We start from the raw sequence: 17,503 nt of genomic DNA, 5'->3' as shown, positions 1-17,503 counted from the left end.
TGTTAACCTCCTTTGGGGGCATACAGGTCGTTGACAATCTTGTCCACGCGACTTTTTAATTCGTCATGGGCACTTTGTTCTACTTTCGTTGCCACTTGAACTTGTGTTTGTTTCAACACTTCCGTTAGCCCTTTAATTTGACCGCTTAGGTAAATTACGGCAATGATAGCGCCGCCGTTTAAACACATTTTGATGGTTTCTGATAAATTTACATTATTGAATGTCATACCCACTCCTTTAATCCAAGCGCTTTACGTTGCGCATTCCACTGTTTTACTTTGGCTTGAACCTGAGCTGTAGGCACGGGTCTACCTTGCGCGATGCGCATTTGCTCCGCCGTTGCTTTTTCAAACTCAGTCATGGAGCCACCCCGGATATTTGTCTTCTATCATCATTTTTGCCAGGGTATAGGCGCGCTCTCCTGGGCAATTCCCAACATCGCGAGACCACTTAGAATTGAGCATTTCAAATGTGGCATCCACCCATTCACTGGTCTCTACTGCCTTACGCATACGTGCAAACCAACTGAGTCCTTGTATGCCTAAGTTAAATGCCATATCTCGCAGCACATCTTGGCGCACATCACTCAATTCCGCCCAGTTGGTGAATAGCTTAGGCAACCGGCGCTCGACGTACTCTAAATCACGTTGCAGCAGATAAATTGCAATGTCTTCGGTGATTTCCATCTTTGCGATGTCGCTATAGTCAACGCCGTTTTTATCCAAATACGCACACTCATCGGCAGACAGCCCGTTGTCATCTAGGTTGCGACCTATGCCAATAGTGAGCTTGGATTTTGGACAGTTATACGGTGTTGAACGGTAACCTTCATGTCTGAGTAATAGCTGTTGAATTTTCATGTTTATGTCCTTTTGTTTTCCACTTTTTCAATTGTGCTCAGTGTAACTGGCGCAAATTGATCACGTTGCTGTACAGCAACGCGCCGCAGCACAACCTGTCACACTGGCGGTATGAAAAAGTTTCTTAGTTCGTTACATAAATTTGAGCGCGCAGCAAACGGATTGCCTGAGGCCATTGGGCCGCTGGTTGCAGCGAGTGTGCAGCAAAACATCACGGAGTTCAGTGAGCCGAGCAACAGCCCTTTAACAAAACGCTTGAAGGGCAATAAAGGACCGCTTAAAGACTCAGGAGAGCTTCGGGCCAGTATTACGTATACCACCCGCAACGATACGCTGTTAGTGGGCACCAATAAGGCCCATGCGCAACTATTAAACGATGGCGGCGTTATCCGTGCCAAGAAGGCGAAAATGTTGACCATCCCCGCCACGCGACAGGTGAAGTTGCAAACCAACATCAAAGGCGTACGCGGGTTTTTAAGCGCCCTTGAGGCAAAAGGCTGGTCTATCGCCTGGCGCGGTGGGTCAGTGCTTGGCACACCGCCAATTGGGCAAAAAGGTCTGGGCGTTAAATTGCCCGCCAAGATTGGTAAAGATGGCAAAAAACTGCGGCCTGCATATTTGCTGTATTACCGAAAAAAAGAGGTGGAGGTGCCAGCGCGGCGATTTATGCGATTGACGGATCAAAGCAAAACAGAACTAAACGCATTTGTTAAAAATTACATGTCGGGAGCATTAAAATGAAAATCATAAAACATAAGGACAATACACTCGTCAACGGCGACGCGCTCGCCTATTTACGAACATTGGAAGATGCGAGTATTGGCGCGTTGGTAACAGACAATCCATACAGCTCTGGCGGTTTGCACCGCAGTGATAGGGTTCAAAAAACCAGCACTAAATACCAAGGCACAGGGTTTAAACATCTGTATCCTGAATTTGTCGGAGATAATCGCGATCAACTTAGTCAATTAGCTTGGATGAATTTGTGGCTCACTGACTGTTACAGAGTGCTAGAAGTTGGCGCATTTGTGCTGGTTTTTACAGATTGGCGTCAACTCCCCTTAACCTGCACCGCAGTGCAAACAGCGGGATTTATTCAACGCGGCATTGTGCCTTGGGATAAGACGCAAGCGACTCGACCACAAAAAGGGCAATTTCGCCCACAGTGTGAATATGTGGTGTGGGGTACCAAAGGCGGATTGAGTGAAGCAGCGAAAACCCGACCACCATTACCAGGTTGTTTTACTCATTCTTCACAAAAAGGCGGAAAGTTCCATATTGCAGGCAAACCCGTCGCGCTCATGCATGATTTAATTGAAATAGTGCCACCCGGCAAATCCATTCTAGATCCATTTATGGGCTCTGGCTCAACTGGTCTTGCATGTGAGGGGCGCAACCCCTTTGTTGGCGTAGAACTGACAGAATGCAACTTTGCGGTGGCTTGTGAACGGTTTGGCATAAGTCAGGAGGACATCGCATGTTAGAGCATTTGGAAGACCTGAAAAAGCAGCTCACTGGGCTGTTAGACATTCCGGGCGTAATAGAGCCGTCAAAAGCCAGTAGCACCAATTATTTCAGTTTGTTACCTGGTATCGTTGAGTTAGTCCCTCTGAGTCAGGAAATGGGACAAACGGATGTACCGTACGATGCACGTATAAAAGTGGTGTTTAGTTGGCGACTAGAAGGGGGTAACGAGAACCTAAACCTAACTAAAAAAGCACTGCGCCGGGCCGTACACGTTGCGGAGTTCTTCAACTCTGACAATAACATCACAACACACTGCGCTGCGCCGCAATGTGTGGATGACGAGTTGGAGTTATCTGAGTATGGGCGCGTAATGGATCCCAAAAAGCAAAGCGGTGATTTTGCCCGTATTGGCGATGACAACAAGCTGTTTCTTTATCGTGAAGACTGGGAATTTTGGTTGTGTATCCATGTACTTAGACGTCACACCCCGCCAACCCTGCAACAAGTAACGTTTGAGCGCGGCGACAGCGCACCACTGGTGGTGAAATAAATGCGCTGGGGAAGTTGGGGAAGTATGATATTTGAAACCACATCTAGCCCGGATAAGCTTGCCAGCGCGCGTAAGTATAATGTGGTGCCACATAACTTGATCAATCGCTATCCTGCCCATGAATTTATGGGTGAAGACGAACACACCCTCAATATGTCCTGGCACCTAAACAGCCGATTTACTACCCCTGACAGCATGTATGAGCAATTACACAGCGCGGCGCAAATCGGCACCATAGGGGCACTGATTATTGGTGGAAAGCAAATCGGACAATTTGCGATTAAAGAGTTGAAACAAGATTTACTCAACACAGCCCCAACAGGTCACACTCGCGAGATGAAAATTTCCGTGATATTGGTGGAAGTACGCCCATGAACACCACGATTAGTTTGGAAAATGAGCGATGGGATCAGCTTGCGAGCCGCACGCTCAAACGCGCTGATATGGACACGGTGACACACATCATTGCGCTAAATTCACAGCTTGTACCAGCCATCCGATTTGCAGCCACCTTGCCGGGCGGGCTCATCATTAAGCTGCCAGACATGCAGCAAATTCCAGCACCGACAATAGGAGCAGCCCCTTGGCGACGCTAAATCGCACACAATTACACATTACCTGGGCCAATAAGGATGTCACACACAACCTTTCGGCCTTTATCGAAGAGTTTACATTGACTGATTCCATCGAGGGCGGTCGAGATGAAATTACGCTGCGACTCAACAATCAAGATGGCCGCTTTTTGGACCAATGGCACCCGCAACATGGTGATGTGATAGAGCCCGTCATCGTTTCCAGTGCTGGCCGATGGCCTGTCGGCAAATATACCATTGATAAGCTGAGTATTCGTGTTAACCCGACTGTCATGGTGGTCTCTGCATTGGCCCAAGAGATAAACCGCGATGCCTTAGACAAAGTACAAAACCGTGCATTCACTAACACATCTGTACATCACGTCGTGCGTGCGATTGCGTCAGAGTCTGGATTTATACCCCATGTGGCCGGGCAAGATGTACCACTGGCACGGGTAGAGATGCGCAACGAGTCCGCACACCAACTATTACAACGCCTGAGCAAGCAATATGACCACTACTACTCAATCAAAGGCGACAATTTGTTGTTTATGGCACGCATAGATGTTGGTGAGTTCAACATTGATTTATCCAATGACACGCGGCTCAAAGTTGCCGATTTTGAAATCAGCCCACGTAAAGGTTACGCCCGCGCGACGATGCAATATTACGATGTGCATCAAAAGATGCTCATTACGCACACTGAGCACAATACGACCATGCCAGGCGATCGCACACTCACATTACATGACATCGCCAATGACTTGAATGACGCGGTGAGCAAGTGCCGCGCAGGGCTTAGCGCTGAAAACAAAACCGCTGGCGGCGAAGGGTCATTGGTGTTGGTCGGCACCGCCATTGATGCGGGCACTGAGGTGCGTATTGCTGGCGCTGGGCAACTTCACACACATTGGATAGCCGAAAAAGTTACCACCACGATAAATAGTACCACTGGCTGGACTACCCGCATCAACCTTAAAGTGAAGGAGTTATAATGGACGTCACACAATTACCCCCACCAGAGTTAGACTCAACCTCTTTTTTAGAACGCTTAGCGCGTCTTAAACAACAGTATCAAGATACGACCGGCGTCTACCCACAACCAACGTATCCTGAGACCTTTTTGCTGGAGCAAATCGCCTATGAGGGGGATTTGTTACGCCAGCAGATCAACTATGAATCACTGCAAAACCTACTGGCCTGTGCAGTAGGAGCGCGTCTTGACCAATACGGCCAATTTATGGACACACCGCGTTTACCCGCGACACATGCAAAAACTCATGTGACGTTCAAATGTGGCGGGCATACGCAGCCTTTTAGTATTCCAGCTAACACGGTGATCCGCGCTAACGACAATCAAACCGTGTTTGTGTTGCAAGATATGAAAACGGTCGCTGTCGGCCAGTCATCCATTGATGCCATTGTGATGTGCAGCACCGCAGGCACTGGGGGGAATGGCTTTTTACCCGGGGAGATCAAACAACTGACACAATCACTGGCCTATGTACAGCAGGTGGAAAACATAGATACATCATCAGGCGGCGTAAATATTGAACACGATGAGGCGTACCGGGCTCGCTTGCAACTCGCCCCGGCCAAATTCAGTACCGCAGGCTCCGAGGACAGTTATTTATTTTATACCCGCTCAGCGCATCAAGACATTGTGGATGCGACTATCGAGAGCCCAGGTCCCAGTCAAATTGAAGTCACCGCACTGCTAAAAGGGGGACAAATACCAGATCAAGCCATGCAGCAACGCATCTTAGATACGCTCACAGATAAAAAAGTCCGGCCCATTGGTGATAGGGTCACATTGGGTTTGCCTGAGCCTATGCTTTATTCCGTCGAGTTAACGCTGCAGTTCTATCGCAATCAATCTGTGATGGCCGCAGTGAGTGAGCAAAGCGCAAAAGACAAAGTGAACACGATCACGCGTCATTGGCAAGAGCAACTTGGGCGAGATATTGTCCCGGAAGAATTAGTCGCAGCATGCCAAACTTTACCAGGCGTGTACCGCGTAACAACAACATTGACGCACACGCCCTTAACAAAAACACAATTCCCAGTTTGTACATCCGTGACGGTTACCAGTGCGGTTATTGATGAGCATGCGCGCTAAAGGTTGTTTTGCACTTCAAACGTGCGTACACCATGCTTGGATAAAAAGCCCCCCAGATTATCCAAACGCCATTTCCTGAGCTCATTGATGCGGCCTTGGCGAATGGCATAGGCGGTGCGCGCCGCTGGGGCGATGCCAACTAAGTGATATTTTCCTTTAAACTGCGCGCTTTCTTGTGCTATAAATTTGTGCAAAGTGTGTGTTTGAAGCAAGCGCACAAATTCGCCTTCTGTGACATGATGAAATGTCGTCATACATTCCCCCAAAATGTCAGTGACATTTTGCTATTTTGTCTTCTCGCTGCCGCATGTAATGAACTTATCATATAAGGCTATTAGTTCAACATGTTTAAACTTGCTCATCAGCGCTTCGAAGCACGCTGATTCTAAATGCTGAATTTTATCTTCCGTCATTGTGATACTGTGACCATATTCCGGCACCCCGTGAGACAGCCAAAAGGCCCGAGCATATTCAAACGCCTGTTTGGCTTGCGGTGAGTTGATGTGAAATGTCAGGTTTTGATAAGCCCAATCGACTAAACCAAATGTGATCAATCGCTTAATGCGTTTTCTAATTTGTTGTTTCCCGATTTTGTCCGATACTCTGTGGCACAAATGCATCGACATATCGGACTGACTTTTATAGTTATATTCGTCGTTTTGGACTACCGAACAACCCACATAGCAACTGCGACTTACCACACGTTTACTGAGCATCTTTAACTGTAATTGCCATATAGCTTGTAATAGCGCGTCATCTGATATTTTCATAGCGTTTCCTTTTGATAAGCAAGCGTTTGGTTTCTCGTTTCCAAACGCTCTATGTGTGCAAGTAAAGAGGCTTTTTGTTGGTAAAGTTGAGCCAGTCTTTGCGTGTTTATTACCGTTTCACTGAGCGGCGGGTACAGGTCTATGGTGCTGTCGTATTCACAATTGAAACGATTCCAAGCTTCAAGTGTGTTTGCATGTATATTGCCGCTTAACTCTAGGCCACAATGCGGGCAAAATTGCTTTTCTGGCTGTGTACACATCAATTTTTAAGTAACCAGTAGCCTAGCGCTAGCACCGCGACAATGCATGATGCCAATACTGTACGTCTGGTTCGGCTATAAATGGCCGTCATTTGCGCTTTTTGTTCAGGGGTTGCGCAGGGGGTGTTAAACATCTGGTATTTTAATTCACTTGAGATGAACACCATAACACCCAGCGCCAATATCAGTATCAGCACCAACCCAGCAATTATATGTATTAGCATTTCCATGTTAGTTCCCCTCTTTTTGAGCGTGACTAACTCCGGCTAAAAAAGCCTCTCTTAGTGCCCAGCCATACCAAGCGCGCGGTGTTTTCAAATCACTGGTGTGAGAAACCGAATTACCATAGTGATAGGCTGCTTTTACGTCTGGGTGCAGACCGTTTTCATTCATTGGGCGTTTGTCATGTTCAGGTGTAAGGGATTGCATATATTACTCCGAGTTTTATGAATTAGGCTTTTATGCTATCGCACACTCGCTTGTTGGATTGCTGTACAGCAATGTCTATTTTTATCTACCAATAAGCTAGCCGTTCAATCGTTATTAACTTGGAGAGTGGCATGAGTTGGTGTTTAACAAACAGTGGGATTAAATTTGAAATTCAAAACCCGACTAGTGAGCAGATATGCATTGAAGGAAAAAAGGGAAAGGCGAACAACTTAAGCTTAGAACAAGGATAGTTGGTCGCCAGATTTAGGTTCTGTAGGTCGGTTTGAGTCTGATACAAACACGTACCAGCCGTGAAACCGTACAGCAAAACATTCCAGTGTTTTAAATTTTCTTGAACGCGTACGAGCGCACCCGGCCACATTGCGATTGGCCGGGGCAAGGTTAATTTGCTGCGTCTGCTTTTCCATAGTTTGAGTTATCCCAAATTAAATCGGCCATATCCGCAATTTTAAATACATCCACATTGCCTAGATGAGATTTGATGTGATTTCTATCTATTTGATTGATATTAAAGCGTTCAAAAAGTTCTTTGGCGGGGATCCAACCATCCGGCCAATGCTGGCGAAGGATATTTTCAACGTCTTCCACCGATTCAGGGTTTATCACTTCTTGATCGTTTATTGTTCGCATGTTTGACATATATCCTCCAATTCATACTCAATCAATTCCATAATTCCCTTTGTACGTTCCGGACAATGGTTAGAGACAGTACGTACTGTGCCAATAAGCGACTCGATGCGACCTAGAATGTTTCTTGGCACCGTCACTTTGATTAGTTCTTCTGCATCAAGACGCAAATCCACGCTGTCCTTTTCAAGTTGAGTGTTAATAGTCTTAATATGTGGATTTATATCCCCCGTATACTTACCATCAAGTACACGATAGAGAGTCGTGCGATCCATACCACACAAACGTGCTAATTGTGCCAATGAGCCATAGCGTGTTTTTAATACCTCTGAATAGTTACTTTGCATGCCATTTCTCCAACCCAGTGATGACATTAGACATTTGGCGTTTGTCCAACTGATAAACGGACTCTACGCCTGTAGTGCGACGAATAAAACCTTTCAAATACTCCGAGCCCAACCCGGACCACCCCTTGCTTCTCACAACGGCGAGTAACTTTTTAAATTGGCGCTCAGTCGGTGCGTTCGTGTTTTGCATTTGCGTCTTTACTGGCGTGGGTTGTCGCTGAGGTGGCATATTTTGCTTAGGGAGTGCACCTTTATTTTCTAGTTCAGCTTTTAACGCACGTAGCTGGCCTATCGACAAATCTTTACATGAACGTTTTCTCGTTTTGTCATATAACCAGTTTCTGTACGTTTGATCTGCGTCTGGCTGTAGCATTTGATTTAACCCCAACAATTGCGCAGCGCCTTTGTGTATCAAGCCATAGTATGCGTTACGATTCATGCCAAACACTCCTTGTCTTTTAGCTCTAGCGCTTCAATTTTTTTATACTGGCTTTTGATCGTTGAGAATTTAGGAAAATACGGCTCAAACCAAACTGCTTTGTCAAATAATCTAGGAAAGCTTTTTAATGCAGCTCGTTTACCTCCCCAGATTTTCATAAATTCCTTTTGTTGCTTTTGCGTGTAATAAGCTTTTGTTCGGCGACGCCAAATTGATTCAACAAGTGGCTTGTATTTTTTCGAACTTGAAAAGCCCCACGCGGGGTGATAGGCACCGTCAATGTATACCATGATAACTAATCTGCACTCGTCCAATGCCATACGATACAATGTAATTTTATGGTCGCCATATTCTAACTCAACGCGGCCATGTATCATTGATAGCGTTTGCTCTATTGAATCCCATTGTTCCTTTGAAATCATAAACACCTCCTAGTTGAGGGGCCATGGCCCCTGGTTATTAGTTCAACGCGTCTTTAAGTGCCTTACCAGGCTTAAACTTAGGCGTGATTGCAGCGGCAATATCAATACTCTCGCCAGTTTTTGGGTTGCGTCCCACACGTGCTTCGCGCATCGATGTACTGAATGTGCCAAAACCTACAAGTGCGATAGAGTCGCCAGCTTTTAGCGTGTAAGTAACAGCCCCCGTAAATGCGTTTAGTGCCGCTTCTGCATCTTTTAGTTTGATACCTGCATCTTCTGAGATTGCTTGAATGAGCTGTGTTTTGTTCATGTGTATATCCTGTTTTATGGTTAAGTAAATTGCTAGATTGCTGCGATATCCAGTGATATCGCTTCGAACTTTTCATCGCTGTTTTTGCGTTTATAAAATCGAATGTACTCCTTGCTGTCAGTTATCTGAATGCTGTCTGCAATGGCTTTCATGGCGTTATCCCACCGCGCGTCGCGCATATCAAGCTTGCGTAACCCCAGAATACGACTGATAGATACTTGCCCTTGTTTATCCACTTGAAATGCATGTTCAACGAGGGTTTTAACTCTCTCGTCGGCATCATCGGACCAATCTCGTATACACTCATCAATGAGGTCTTTAGCGACCTTTAGGCGTTCATCAAAAGTGCGGCGTTCCGAGATTTGAACCGTCACTTTTTGCGTGCCGTTAAAATTCAAAAGCGTGATATTTCCCTTTTTGCCACCTAACTGCTCGCCATATTCACTGGCGGATAGGTCAACAAAGGCATCTACTTCTATGAATGCACCACTTTTAAACTGTGTGAGTATTTTTTGCTGTTCTGTTGCATTGGCGACCAGTTTTTCTACTAATTCACTGCGTAGTAAATCGACCTCCTTAATGTTCTTTTTGGCGACTAGGTTGCCCTTGGCATCCATTACGAAGCCCTCAGGTATGTGTTCCACTGTAATCTCCTTAAATTGGCTGCTCATCAGTGCCGGGCAACCACACCCGGCAGACCTCAACGTTACGCTGAGGTTTCGCTCAGTTTGTTTCGAATTTGCTGTGCTGCATTTTTCATCGCGCCGCTGGCTTGGAAGTGATACACGTAATGACCTGGCACGTAGCACTTTGTTTGACTTCTGCCTGTGAGTCCATTTCTGGCTGGCACTAGTCGGGCGTGAAATGTGCCAACCTGGGGCCACACAACCGGGTCATTGTTGGCGTAGCTTTCTGATAATGTGGTTGCAAGTGCTTCTAAAACGCTACGAACGTCTGCTTCACTCGCGCCTGATTTTTCGGTGATTTGCTTTACTAGTGTTAAGTAATTCATTATATATCCCTCAATGTTGATGCAGCGGTGCTGATAATCTCATTGGTAAGTTCATCCAATGGGCTATCTTGTAAAATGCGTAGACACTGCGTCATTAGTGCGTTCGCTGTTCGCCAATTGCCTTTTTGTGTGAACTGATAAAAATGTTTTGCTAAATCTCTTGTTACTTCTTGGGATAGATGTGGTTTAAGCACATAGCCCGCAATCTCTTTTACATTCATTGTGGAAATGTGGAGTTGTTTAGTACCGATGCGGCCTGTTAGCTGTTCGAGGTAGATTTTGTTATTCCCCATACTGAACTGCTCTTCAAAGATGCGCGTTCCTGATAGGATGAGCGTCACCTCACATTCATCGGGCAAGTAGCGTAACAACTCTAAATGTTTCCAGTTCAGGTGATTACACTCATCAATGACTACGATGACTTTTTGCCCCAGCAAAAACTCACGTAAGCGTATCATCAGTGTATCCTTTGATGCCTTGTTGACCGACATGCCGATGCCGTCGCACACTAATTGAAGCAGCGCTTTTGCGCCGATGTCTTTCCACACTGCAACGCGTATTGCGCCCATTTCATTTTTCAAATACTTTGTAATCGTGCTTTTGCCCGTACCTGGCGCACCAATTATCCGGCCAACGCGTTCATTAGAATTTGCAGTCACATTGACCAGTTGCACTGCGCGTTTAATATCATTTGTTTCTATCGTCATGGTCTGCTCCTTAGTTTGGTAAATCGTCATCGTCCCAACCAATGTCATCGAGTAATGAATTACTTGGATCTGTCAGGAATTGGTCGTAAACCTTTTTCGGCTTCTGAACTTGTTGGTCTGCTTGTTTCATCGCTTCTAGCGCTTGGCCGAGCTCTGAATCTTTCGCGATTTTCACTTTTTGGACTGTTGGTGCCTCAGGTGCATCTGGTAGGCGTTTGTTCCAATCAGCCATTTCCACCACTAAGTCGAGTCTGTCACAATGTTTTCGGCGAGCCGTTATAACGCGCTGTAAGCATCTAGCGCGGCGTGCTTGCTCTTTCGCACCTTTTGCTTCTAACACACCATATTCAGGGTCATACGCAGCGATACAGGTCAAGTTACGCCCATCGGCATACACTAATACTTTCGAGGGGTCATGACGTGCCCAGCGGACCATTACTTTACGTTGAGAGTACGGTAATAAATCATCGTGGAAGTAGTAATGACCATTGACTTGAAAGCGCCCACGGTCAATTTTGGGGTTGTGGGTTTCAGCAAAGGCAAACAATAGCGTCTCTTTGGTTACAGCGACCTTGCCCCAACCTTTAGAGATGAAATCCGCATACTTTTGGTTAGGTGAACGGTCATCAAGCGCGCTTTGAGCGCGTTTATGGTATCGCTCTAGTGCAATGTCACACTGCGCGTGAAAGTCGTCCATAGAGCCTGAAAATGCTTTTGGCTCTTTGCCCACATTTTGCTTTTTCTGGTCTTGCCTGTCGCCGCCGACGTACCCCTCAATGCTGCCTAGATACTGCTCAACAACAGAGAACAACCCTTCAATTGCTTTGGCTGGCGCGTTGTAGGGTCGGCTTCGTAGTATGCGACCTAGTTCGCGCTCTGTGTCCATGAGCGTAATACTCATTTTGCTGGTGAGTTCGGCTATTTCTAAAAAGCCGTCTAACATTTCAGTCCATTTATATTCATTACCGTTATCAAGGTATAAACGAACGGGTAGCCCCCAGGCCTCAGACATAGATGCAAACGACATTGCCACGTGTTCACGTCTAACGCCTTCGCCTTTTTCTAGCATAATTAAGGTAAACCATAGACGGCCTGTGCCGACGTCGTGCCAAGCGATTGCACGCGGATAAACAGCAGAACCATCTGGGCGACGACATTTAATATCAATTGGGTGTACATCTCCGACGATTAAATCCATCGGGCGTAAGCCGTCGGTATGTCGTGTGATACGTGGTACATACTTGTCAAAAAACTGCTTTGCATCATTGTCATGAATTGCAACTAGTTTGTATTCAGCCCTGAACCGCTCTACATATGCACGCGTGACAGTGCATTTGCTCTTTGTGCTATCAATTTGTGATTGCGACACGCCCGCATCGAGCAACATGTCGTGCAAGCGGCCCGTTGAGTATTCTGAAATCACGCGCCAACCGTTTGCGTTATTGGCCCAAAGCGAGATTACGTAGCGTTCTATTGTTTGCTCGATTTGCTCATGCGCACCTTGAGACAGTTGGCCCAATTTAACTAGGTTGTCCACATCGCGAATAAAGTTCTTTTTGCGTCCGGTGTCTTGGCGTACTTTAGGCATTAAGTCGCTCACATTGCGATCGCCATTCTCATAAGCACAAATCCAACGATAAAGCATGTCTTGTGTGACTTTTTTGCTGTTGCCGTTAGGCATTACGTAATTGCGGCCCGCGATTTTTTTTACTTCTGCGCCACGTTGAGCACTATGTCGTTCGCATTCGAGCGCCGGACGTATCAGCTCAAATCTCCATAACGCGATCTTCATTCTGTATGCTGTTTTGTGTGTAGCAACATCACCATGCTGCACGGTGTCAGCAACCAAAGCAGAGAGTTCTGTAGAGTCATTGCCAACCTGAGACATATAGAATTTATGTCTAAACTCTTCGGGTAAGCTATCAACATTTACTACAAGTCCTTTGCCTGCATGCCCACGAACGCCATGTATTTCCCTTGTACTAATTGATTGATTCGCAATTTCGCCCTGGGAGATAACCGTTCGAGCTCGTCTTTCTCCAACGCCCATCAACTGGGCTAAAACAGAAGAGCCAATCCAATTGGAGTTTGGGTTGCTAACTTCCATAACTAAACCTCTTTCTTAGCTTGACCTAACCCACAATCCTCAAGAAGCAGATCTACGCACTCTTGAGCTTTTTCCCCTTCCCAAACGCCGTGGAGCGCTTGCCGAGCATTAGGGAGTGCGACTCCGATTTTTTCGCAAGCTTTGTTTAGTGAGTTACCTTGAAATGCGTATGCAGCTCTTACAACCTTGTACAACTCTTTTGATGGTGGACAAGCCTTTAGAATAATCATTTTATTTATCCTTGATGCAGTTCCTTACTCGTTATGTTTATATTTTTATTAGATTCGTATATGAATGTCAACTATAAATTCTAGATATATTTATTTTTAATACTAGAAATATTTATTTTTTATATGTATCTTTTATATTAGAATCTAATAACGAGTAAAAGGGACACGAGTTATGAGCACTGAACTAGATCTAAAAAATGACATATTGCCAAGGCTTAAGGATTTGCTAGCGGTAACGAAAAACACTGAGGTAGCCAAAGCACTTGGAACATACCCGCAGACGCTTAATGGGTGGATGGATAGAAATTCCGTTCCGTACACTCAGCTATATAAATTGGCAAAAGAGAAAAATGTGTCTTTGACGTGGATTTTGGACGGTGAAGGAGAGCCCAAAGGCAAGCCTGATTGCAGTGATGCGGAAACGGCAGTCGTAAAAGCGGTCGATTCGCAGAACGTAATCAAAATAGGCAGAGAATTTGTGCCAGCTAACCAGAATTCGGCGTATTATGTCGTGCAAAGTGACGCAATGGAGCCAATGATCTCAAGTGGTGATACGGTATTGCTGAACACCGATACAGTAAGTGCAGGTGATGGAATTTACGTACTCAGAATTAATGACAGGATCTCTGTCTGTCGATTACAGTTTTTACCCAGCTATATAAAAGCAACAACAGAGAACAATTCGTATCAACAATTTGAAATTGGTTATGATGATAGATATGAGCTGTTAGGGCTTGTTGTAGGAAAAATAGGTAAAATCAAATAAAAGTGTGATCCGTAAAGGATCCGAATTCTGCACATGATCAGATCCGAATTCAGGATCAAGAGTGTTATCAGATTAACGCCAAACCCTCATAAACTCTAAGAAATGGCACACTCAAACAATTAACGTGCCATTTTTTATATTTCAATTCAGTTAGATTTTACAAAGTACTTTATTTTCAAAGCGTTATGTTTTATCTAACTTTTTTAGCTCCAAAATATTAGGATTTTCAATTCATCCCATACTCTAGATTTATAAAGATCTACTCCACAAGAGTCGCAGTTACATACTCTTTATTTCGAGGATTTTTCCAACGTACAGAATGTTTATCTTTCTGATACACAATTGACTGAGCTCAATGTAGAGATGATGCCCAAATTATCATTTTTGCAAATTGCGAGAAATAAATTAGTAAACTTAGACGTTTCTCAAAACTTGAATATCAGATCTTTACAAGCATCTGAAGGAACCATAAAAAGTGTGTTATTGCCCGATAGTGAGCATGCGCAGGGCGGTAGCTTCAATGTCGCATATAATAAAATTGAGAGTTTAACTATACCGGCAAGTTTACAAGGCAGCTCTTTAAATTTTGATAATAACCATATTCAAGAATTAAATATGTTGGGTAACCCTTCTTATTTGAGCTTGAAAAACAACCAATTGGAAAGCATTTCACTCACTACCGAGTCTCAGGTTAGAACTGTAAACTTGGCTGGAAATAAGCTGAAGTCAGCTGAACTCTCGGGCCTCTTTGATAGTGTGGACTTATCTAATAATGAGCTAGTTAGTTTTTCCTTGTCGGAAACCACAAACATAAGCTCGTTAAACTTGTCGAACAACTTATTGGAGCAATTTTCAGCTTACGGGCAATTAAACGGGAGTTTGGATTTATCTAGTAACCTTTTGACAAATCTAGTAATACCCGAGTTTCAATACAGCTTGTTTAAATTCGATGTAAGTGACAATCCATTGGGCAGCATTACATTCGAAGGTGGGAAATATTCAAATGTCATTTTATCGGACACAGAATTAACACAGTTGGATATCTCAAAATTGGAATTTATATCCAACTTAGTTATTGATAGGACAGATATTGCATCTGTCGATATCCCAGTGACCCTACGTTATTTAAGTGCTGATAATGTTTCAATAACCAGCTTGAATATCTCAAAAGGAAGTGCATTGTATAATGTTAGTTTTCAAAATAATGTGCTGAATAGCATATATGGTTTGGACAATATCGATAGTCGTCTTTTATTGAATTTAACCAACACTGACGTAGATGAAGACCTTGAAGCGACCCTTAAGAGTATGAGTAATGTTATACTTTGGGGGTTGTGATAGGCTGAGTTATATATAAACTGATATGAACTTTTCTTGGTGTTAATCGCTTGACCTTAGAAAAGTTCATGTTTTACACTTATCTGTGAACGAACCCTCCATATTGTTATCTCGCAAAATTGACTTGGCATTTAATCCTATCTCGATGTAGGGGGGATTTATTGCTAAGGTTCTTGTATTTTATGGCTTAATACATATCCTTGGTAATCTTGTGTAAAGCCTGAACTAGAGAGTTTCACTAGAATATGTACCTCACAAAGACAATAAATAAGTAACTTTTGTTAAAGAAAGTGGACGCTTTGAGCTTCACAAGTTTTATCCCTTTGAGGGATTCTGAAATTAAAAATATTTTATATTTTTTTGGGCGGTTTATAGCATATATATAGCATTTAAAATCGGTGAGTTTAAAGTTGAATTTTAAATGCTATATATTTAATTTGGTTGGCCTTTTTGGCGTGGTTTTGGTATTTACTAAAAAGGGGTTATATTTATTCTTATTTTTTTATTCAGTTTTGTTCTATTTATTCACCCTTGTTTTTAAGTGTTTTTATATTATAACTTGTTGTCAGTCTTCTTTTTACGAGTGAGGCTAAATCAATGAGGTTACAATAAGGAAATTAAATTGAAAACTTTTACCAGCTTTTTACTTTTGACTGTATCAGGTCTCGTATTATCCAAAGAAAACATACCAGACTCATTTTTGCCTTTATTTAACTCTGGAGATAGGCAAGACATCACAGAGTACTTAACCAATAACATGGCAAAAACTGCACTTGAAGACTTTGGCATTGATGCGCATGTAGATACATTTCTAAATACACAAAATACCCATGGAGAGCTGACGTTACTGAAGCAACTGCCAGCAAAAAACGGCCATGATCATTTGCTGGTATTGTCAAAAAACAACCAGCTTACATATACCTTGGTGATTAACAGAGAAAATAAAAAGCCTCATGGGATCAACTATTTTTTTCTACGTAATACGCCTTTGGAAGCAGACCTAAAAACCAATCTATCAAAAAAACAGGTAGCAAATGCGTTATCAGTATTCACTGAACGCTTGAGCAAAAAAGATGCATTTTCTGGTGTTATTCTCGTTGCAAAAAATGAGGAGATTATTTTCAATCAGGCAGTTGGCCTAGCAAATAGGGAGTGGCGAGTAAAAAACACACTTGATACGAGATTTGCTTTGGGCTCAATCAATAAGATGTTCACTGCGCTGGCAGTGCTCAATTTAATTGAACAGGGAAAGTTAAAATTTGAAGATAGGCTCACCGATTATGTTGATAGCAGCTGGTTACCAAAAGGGGAGGTTGATAAGATAACTATCCGGCAATTACTCACTCACACATCAGGATTGGGTAATTTTTTTAATGAGGAGTTTATTAATAGTAATAAAGAGCTCTATCGAGATTTGAATAACTATAAGCCCCTTATCTCAAGCATGCCATTGCATTTTTCTCCGGGGACTAAAAACCGCTACAGTAACTCAGGCATGTTGATGCTTGGTTTAGTTATAGAAAAAGTCAGTGGCATGTCCTATTACGATTTCGTGCAAAAGCATATTTATGACAAAGCCAATATGCACCAAGCAGGTAGTTTTGAGCTTGATTCAACCACGCCTAATTTAGCCACTGGTTATCTAAAGCGCATGCACAGTGACACTTGGGTCAATAGCACTTATACCCGTGCAGTCAAAGGCAGCCCAGCTGGTGGCGGTTTTGCAAGTGCCAAAGATTTACATAACTATGCGCTGGCACTAACAAGCTATAAACTGCTCAATAAGGAATTGACGGAATCTGCATACAGCGAAAAATCTAAATATAATTCTGCCAAATGGTACGGATATGGTTTTTCGATTGGAGGCACACCTGACAATCGTATAGTTGGACATGGTGGTGCCTATTTAGGGGTCGATGCGAGAGTTGATATGCACCTAGACAAAGGGTACGTCGTCGTGATTCTGGCCAATCAATCTGATGTAGTGTCACCTGTGCGTCGTAAAATTAATGAGCTACTTGCAAGGATGAGTGATTGATATAGATAAAGCATGAGGTATCAAACTGATTTGTGCTTTCACTATGCGGCTATATAAGTAACTTTTACGGATAGGTTTCGTATTGTTATGTATAGCGAGACATGTAACCCAA

The 17,503-nt window shown here is 43.8% G+C and carries 27 protein-coding genes and 1 other RNA gene; 10 read left to right on the top strand and 18 right to left on the bottom strand.

All coding sequences use genetic code 11. The annotated features are described in order from the left end of the window. Positions 1-2: 2 nt before the first annotated feature. Genes MHN81_RS25590 through MHN81_RS25580 form a run of 3 tightly spaced genes read right to left on the bottom strand, consistent with a single transcriptional unit; the run spans position 3 to position 860 of the window. The gene (locus MHN81_RS25590) at positions 3-227 is read right to left on the bottom strand and encodes a hypothetical protein (RefSeq protein ID WP_239427116.1); all 225 of its coding nucleotides are present in this window, start codon (positions 225-227) and stop codon (positions 3-5) included. Continuing rightward, a complete protein-coding gene (locus MHN81_RS25585; protein ID WP_239427115.1) occupies positions 224-361 on the bottom strand; it encodes a hypothetical protein in 138 nt (45 codons plus the stop codon). The genes MHN81_RS25590 and MHN81_RS25585 overlap by 4 nt, the downstream gene beginning before the upstream one ends. Next, positions 354-860 (bottom strand): hypothetical protein, encoded by a 507-nt coding sequence (locus MHN81_RS25580; protein ID WP_239427114.1) that lies wholly within the window; start codon positions 858-860, stop codon positions 354-356. Before MHN81_RS25580 ends, MHN81_RS25585 begins: the two co-directional genes overlap by 8 nt. 111 nt (positions 861-971) lie before the next feature. On the opposite strand from MHN81_RS25580, the gene MHN81_RS25575 reads away from it, so the two are divergent. From MHN81_RS25575 to MHN81_RS25545, 7 genes are read left to right on the top strand one after another with little or no spacing between them, the layout of a single operon-like run. After that, the gene (locus MHN81_RS25575) at positions 972-1,601 is read left to right on the top strand and encodes an HK97 gp10 family phage protein (protein ID WP_239427113.1); all 630 of its coding nucleotides are present in this window, start codon (positions 972-974) and stop codon (positions 1,599-1,601) included. Next, positions 1,598-2,344 carry a site-specific DNA-methyltransferase gene (locus MHN81_RS25570; RefSeq protein WP_239427112.1) on the top strand — a complete coding sequence of 249 codons (747 nt, stop codon included), beginning with the start codon at positions 1,598-1,600 and terminating at the stop codon, positions 2,342-2,344. The genes MHN81_RS25575 and MHN81_RS25570 overlap by 4 nt, the downstream gene beginning before the upstream one ends. Next, positions 2,338-2,877 carry a hypothetical protein gene (locus MHN81_RS25565; protein ID WP_239427111.1) on the top strand — a complete coding sequence of 180 codons (540 nt, stop codon included), beginning with the start codon at positions 2,338-2,340 and terminating at the stop codon, positions 2,875-2,877. The genes MHN81_RS25570 and MHN81_RS25565 overlap by 7 nt, the downstream gene beginning before the upstream one ends. Further along, positions 2,878-3,252 (top strand): phage tail protein, encoded by a 375-nt coding sequence (locus MHN81_RS25560; RefSeq protein WP_239427110.1) that lies wholly within the window; start codon positions 2,878-2,880, stop codon positions 3,250-3,252. Beyond that, positions 3,249-3,473 (top strand): tail protein X, encoded by a 225-nt coding sequence (locus tag MHN81_RS25555; protein ID WP_239427109.1) that lies wholly within the window; start codon positions 3,249-3,251, stop codon positions 3,471-3,473. The genes MHN81_RS25560 and MHN81_RS25555 overlap by 4 nt, the downstream gene beginning before the upstream one ends. Next, the gene (locus tag MHN81_RS25550) at positions 3,461-4,444 is read left to right on the top strand and encodes a hypothetical protein (RefSeq protein WP_239427108.1); all 984 of its coding nucleotides are present in this window, start codon (positions 3,461-3,463) and stop codon (positions 4,442-4,444) included. Before MHN81_RS25555 ends, MHN81_RS25550 begins: the two co-directional genes overlap by 13 nt. Continuing rightward, the gene (locus tag MHN81_RS25545; protein ID WP_239427107.1) at positions 4,444-5,568 is read left to right on the top strand and encodes a baseplate J/gp47 family protein; all 1,125 of its coding nucleotides are present in this window, start codon (positions 4,444-4,446) and stop codon (positions 5,566-5,568) included. Before MHN81_RS25550 ends, MHN81_RS25545 begins: the two co-directional genes overlap by 1 nt. Here MHN81_RS25545 and MHN81_RS25540 read toward each other — a convergent pair. From MHN81_RS25540 to MHN81_RS25470, 15 genes are all read right to left on the bottom strand, one after another. Continuing rightward, entirely contained in the window at positions 5,565-5,822 is a 258-nt protein-coding gene (locus MHN81_RS25540) for a hypothetical protein (RefSeq protein ID WP_239427106.1), read from the bottom strand. The two genes, MHN81_RS25545 and MHN81_RS25540, sit on opposite strands and share 4 nt — an antisense overlap. 30 nt (positions 5,823-5,852) lie before the next feature. After that, a complete protein-coding gene (locus tag MHN81_RS25535) occupies positions 5,853-6,338 on the bottom strand; it encodes a hypothetical protein (protein ID WP_239427105.1) in 486 nt (161 codons plus the stop codon). Next, positions 6,335-6,598 (bottom strand): hypothetical protein, encoded by a 264-nt coding sequence (locus MHN81_RS25530; protein ID WP_239427104.1) that lies wholly within the window; start codon positions 6,596-6,598, stop codon positions 6,335-6,337. Before MHN81_RS25530 ends, MHN81_RS25535 begins: the two co-directional genes overlap by 4 nt. Continuing rightward, on the bottom strand, positions 6,598-6,828 hold the full coding sequence (locus MHN81_RS25525; RefSeq protein ID WP_239427103.1) for a hypothetical protein: 231 nt from the start codon (positions 6,826-6,828) through the stop codon (positions 6,598-6,600). The genes MHN81_RS25530 and MHN81_RS25525 overlap by 1 nt, the downstream gene beginning before the upstream one ends. A gap of 1 nt (position 6,829) precedes the next feature. Further along, positions 6,830-7,027 carry a hypothetical protein gene (locus MHN81_RS25520; protein ID WP_239427102.1) on the bottom strand — a complete coding sequence of 66 codons (198 nt, stop codon included), beginning with the start codon at positions 7,025-7,027 and terminating at the stop codon, positions 6,830-6,832. Between the two features lie 402 nt (positions 7,028-7,429). Then, positions 7,430-7,678: a hypothetical protein gene (locus tag MHN81_RS25515; RefSeq protein ID WP_239427101.1), complete on the bottom strand. Its 249-nt coding sequence runs from the start codon at positions 7,676-7,678 to the stop codon at positions 7,430-7,432. Further along, entirely contained in the window at positions 7,666-8,022 is a 357-nt protein-coding gene (locus tag MHN81_RS25510; protein WP_239427100.1) for a hypothetical protein, read from the bottom strand. Before MHN81_RS25510 ends, MHN81_RS25515 begins: the two co-directional genes overlap by 13 nt. Beyond that, the gene (locus MHN81_RS25505; RefSeq protein WP_239427099.1) at positions 8,012-8,461 is read right to left on the bottom strand and encodes a regulatory protein GemA; all 450 of its coding nucleotides are present in this window, start codon (positions 8,459-8,461) and stop codon (positions 8,012-8,014) included. The genes MHN81_RS25510 and MHN81_RS25505 overlap by 11 nt, the downstream gene beginning before the upstream one ends. Further along, positions 8,458-8,883, bottom strand: coding sequence for a hypothetical protein (locus MHN81_RS25500; RefSeq protein ID WP_239427098.1), 426 nt, complete (start codon positions 8,881-8,883; stop codon positions 8,458-8,460). Before MHN81_RS25500 ends, MHN81_RS25505 begins: the two co-directional genes overlap by 4 nt. Before the next feature lie 37 nt (positions 8,884-8,920). Next, positions 8,921-9,211, bottom strand: a complete 291-nt coding sequence (locus tag MHN81_RS25495) for an HU family DNA-binding protein (RefSeq protein WP_343224739.1) — start codon at positions 9,209-9,211, stop codon at positions 8,921-8,923. 14 nt (positions 9,212-9,225) lie between these two features. Further along, entirely contained in the window at positions 9,226-9,837 is a 612-nt protein-coding gene (locus MHN81_RS25490) for a DUF3164 family protein (protein WP_239427096.1), read from the bottom strand. Positions 9,838-9,850: 13 nt separating this feature from the next. Then, positions 9,851-9,918: hammerhead ribozyme type II (locus MHN81_RS25485), an RNA gene on the bottom strand. A 286-nt stretch (positions 9,919-10,204) separates the two neighbouring features. After that, entirely contained in the window at positions 10,205-10,912 is a 708-nt protein-coding gene (locus MHN81_RS25480) for an ATP-binding protein (protein ID WP_239427095.1), read from the bottom strand. Positions 10,913-10,922: 10 nt separating this feature from the next. Further along, positions 10,923-13,019, bottom strand: coding sequence for a Mu transposase C-terminal domain-containing protein (locus MHN81_RS25475; protein WP_239427094.1), 2,097 nt, complete (start codon positions 13,017-13,019; stop codon positions 10,923-10,925). Between the two features lie 2 nt (positions 13,020-13,021). Then, positions 13,022-13,249 carry a hypothetical protein gene (locus MHN81_RS25470; RefSeq protein ID WP_239427093.1) on the bottom strand — a complete coding sequence of 76 codons (228 nt, stop codon included), beginning with the start codon at positions 13,247-13,249 and terminating at the stop codon, positions 13,022-13,024. A gap of 172 nt (positions 13,250-13,421) precedes the next feature. Between MHN81_RS25470 and MHN81_RS25465 the strand changes: the two genes are divergently transcribed. The 3 genes from MHN81_RS25465 to MHN81_RS25455 all read left to right on the top strand — a co-directional run bounded on the left by MHN81_RS25465 (position 13,422) and on the right by MHN81_RS25455 (position 17,391). After that, positions 13,422-14,015 (top strand): S24 family peptidase, encoded by a 594-nt coding sequence (locus MHN81_RS25465; RefSeq protein WP_239427092.1) that lies wholly within the window; start codon positions 13,422-13,424, stop codon positions 14,013-14,015. A 363-nt stretch (positions 14,016-14,378) separates the two neighbouring features. Further along, on the top strand, positions 14,379-15,353 hold the full coding sequence (locus tag MHN81_RS25460; RefSeq protein ID WP_239427091.1) for a hypothetical protein: 975 nt from the start codon (positions 14,379-14,381) through the stop codon (positions 15,351-15,353). A 622-nt stretch (positions 15,354-15,975) separates the two neighbouring features. Then, complete coding sequence (locus MHN81_RS25455) at positions 15,976-17,391, top strand: serine hydrolase domain-containing protein (protein ID WP_239427090.1); 1,416 nt, start codon at positions 15,976-15,978, stop codon at positions 17,389-17,391. The last annotated feature ends 112 nt before the right edge of the window (positions 17,392-17,503 follow it).

Origin of the sequence: Pseudoalteromonas sp. Of7M-16, from assembly GCF_022347805.1 — a bacterium.
Taxonomy (GTDB): Bacteria; Pseudomonadota; Gammaproteobacteria; order Enterobacterales; family Alteromonadaceae; genus Pseudoalteromonas; species Pseudoalteromonas luteoviolacea_F.
The sequence above is the reverse complement of the archived record's forward strand: the minus strand, read 5'-3'. Positions and strand labels throughout refer to the sequence as shown.

Bases quoted from the DNA above. Each gene is read 5' to 3' on its own strand.
- MHN81_RS25545 (WP_239427107.1), top strand. From the start codon at position 4,444: ATGGACGTCACACAATTACCCCCACCAGAGTTAGACTCAACCTCTTTT.
- MHN81_RS25500 (WP_239427098.1), bottom strand. From the start codon at position 8,883: ATGATTTCAAAGGAACAATGGGATTCAATAGAGCAAACGCTATCAATG.
- MHN81_RS25555 (WP_239427109.1), top strand. From the start codon at position 3,249: ATGAACACCACGATTAGTTTGGAAAATGAGCGATGGGATCAGCTTGCG.
- MHN81_RS25505 (WP_239427099.1), bottom strand. From the start codon at position 8,461: ATGAATCGTAACGCATACTATGGCTTGATACACAAAGGCGCTGCGCAA.
- MHN81_RS25580 (WP_239427114.1), bottom strand. From the start codon at position 860: ATGAAAATTCAACAGCTATTACTCAGACATGAAGGTTACCGTTCAACA.
- MHN81_RS25470 (WP_239427093.1), bottom strand. From the start codon at position 13,249: ATGATTATTCTAAAGGCTTGTCCACCATCAAAAGAGTTGTACAAGGTT.
- MHN81_RS25570 (WP_239427112.1), top strand. From the start codon at position 1,598: ATGAAAATCATAAAACATAAGGACAATACACTCGTCAACGGCGACGCG.
- MHN81_RS25515 (WP_239427101.1), bottom strand. From the start codon at position 7,678: ATGCGAACAATAAACGATCAAGAAGTGATAAACCCTGAATCGGTGGAA.
- MHN81_RS25525 (WP_239427103.1), bottom strand. From the start codon at position 6,828: ATGGAAATGCTAATACATATAATTGCTGGGTTGGTGCTGATACTGATA.
- MHN81_RS25460 (WP_239427091.1), top strand. From the start codon at position 14,379: ATGATGCCCAAATTATCATTTTTGCAAATTGCGAGAAATAAATTAGTA.
- MHN81_RS25520 (WP_239427102.1), bottom strand. From the start codon at position 7,027: ATGCAATCCCTTACACCTGAACATGACAAACGCCCAATGAATGAAAAC.
- MHN81_RS25535 (WP_239427105.1), bottom strand. From the start codon at position 6,338: ATGAAAATATCAGATGACGCGCTATTACAAGCTATATGGCAATTACAG.
- MHN81_RS25510 (WP_239427100.1), bottom strand. From the start codon at position 8,022: ATGCAAAGTAACTATTCAGAGGTATTAAAAACACGCTATGGCTCATTG.
- MHN81_RS25565 (WP_239427111.1), top strand. From the start codon at position 2,338: ATGTTAGAGCATTTGGAAGACCTGAAAAAGCAGCTCACTGGGCTGTTA.
- MHN81_RS25530 (WP_239427104.1), bottom strand. From the start codon at position 6,598: ATGTGTACACAGCCAGAAAAGCAATTTTGCCCGCATTGTGGCCTAGAG.
- MHN81_RS25575 (WP_239427113.1), top strand. From the start codon at position 972: ATGAAAAAGTTTCTTAGTTCGTTACATAAATTTGAGCGCGCAGCAAAC.
- MHN81_RS25480 (WP_239427095.1), bottom strand. From the start codon at position 10,912: ATGACGATAGAAACAAATGATATTAAACGCGCAGTGCAACTGGTCAAT.
- MHN81_RS25475 (WP_239427094.1), bottom strand. From the start codon at position 13,019: ATGGAAGTTAGCAACCCAAACTCCAATTGGATTGGCTCTTCTGTTTTA.
- MHN81_RS25585 (WP_239427115.1), bottom strand. From the start codon at position 361: ATGACTGAGTTTGAAAAAGCAACGGCGGAGCAAATGCGCATCGCGCAA.
- MHN81_RS25465 (WP_239427092.1), top strand. From the start codon at position 13,422: ATGAGCACTGAACTAGATCTAAAAAATGACATATTGCCAAGGCTTAAG.
- MHN81_RS25560 (WP_239427110.1), top strand. From the start codon at position 2,878: ATGCGCTGGGGAAGTTGGGGAAGTATGATATTTGAAACCACATCTAGC.
- MHN81_RS25540 (WP_239427106.1), bottom strand. From the start codon at position 5,822: ATGACGACATTTCATCATGTCACAGAAGGCGAATTTGTGCGCTTGCTT.
- MHN81_RS25590 (WP_239427116.1), bottom strand. From the start codon at position 227: ATGACATTCAATAATGTAAATTTATCAGAAACCATCAAAATGTGTTTA.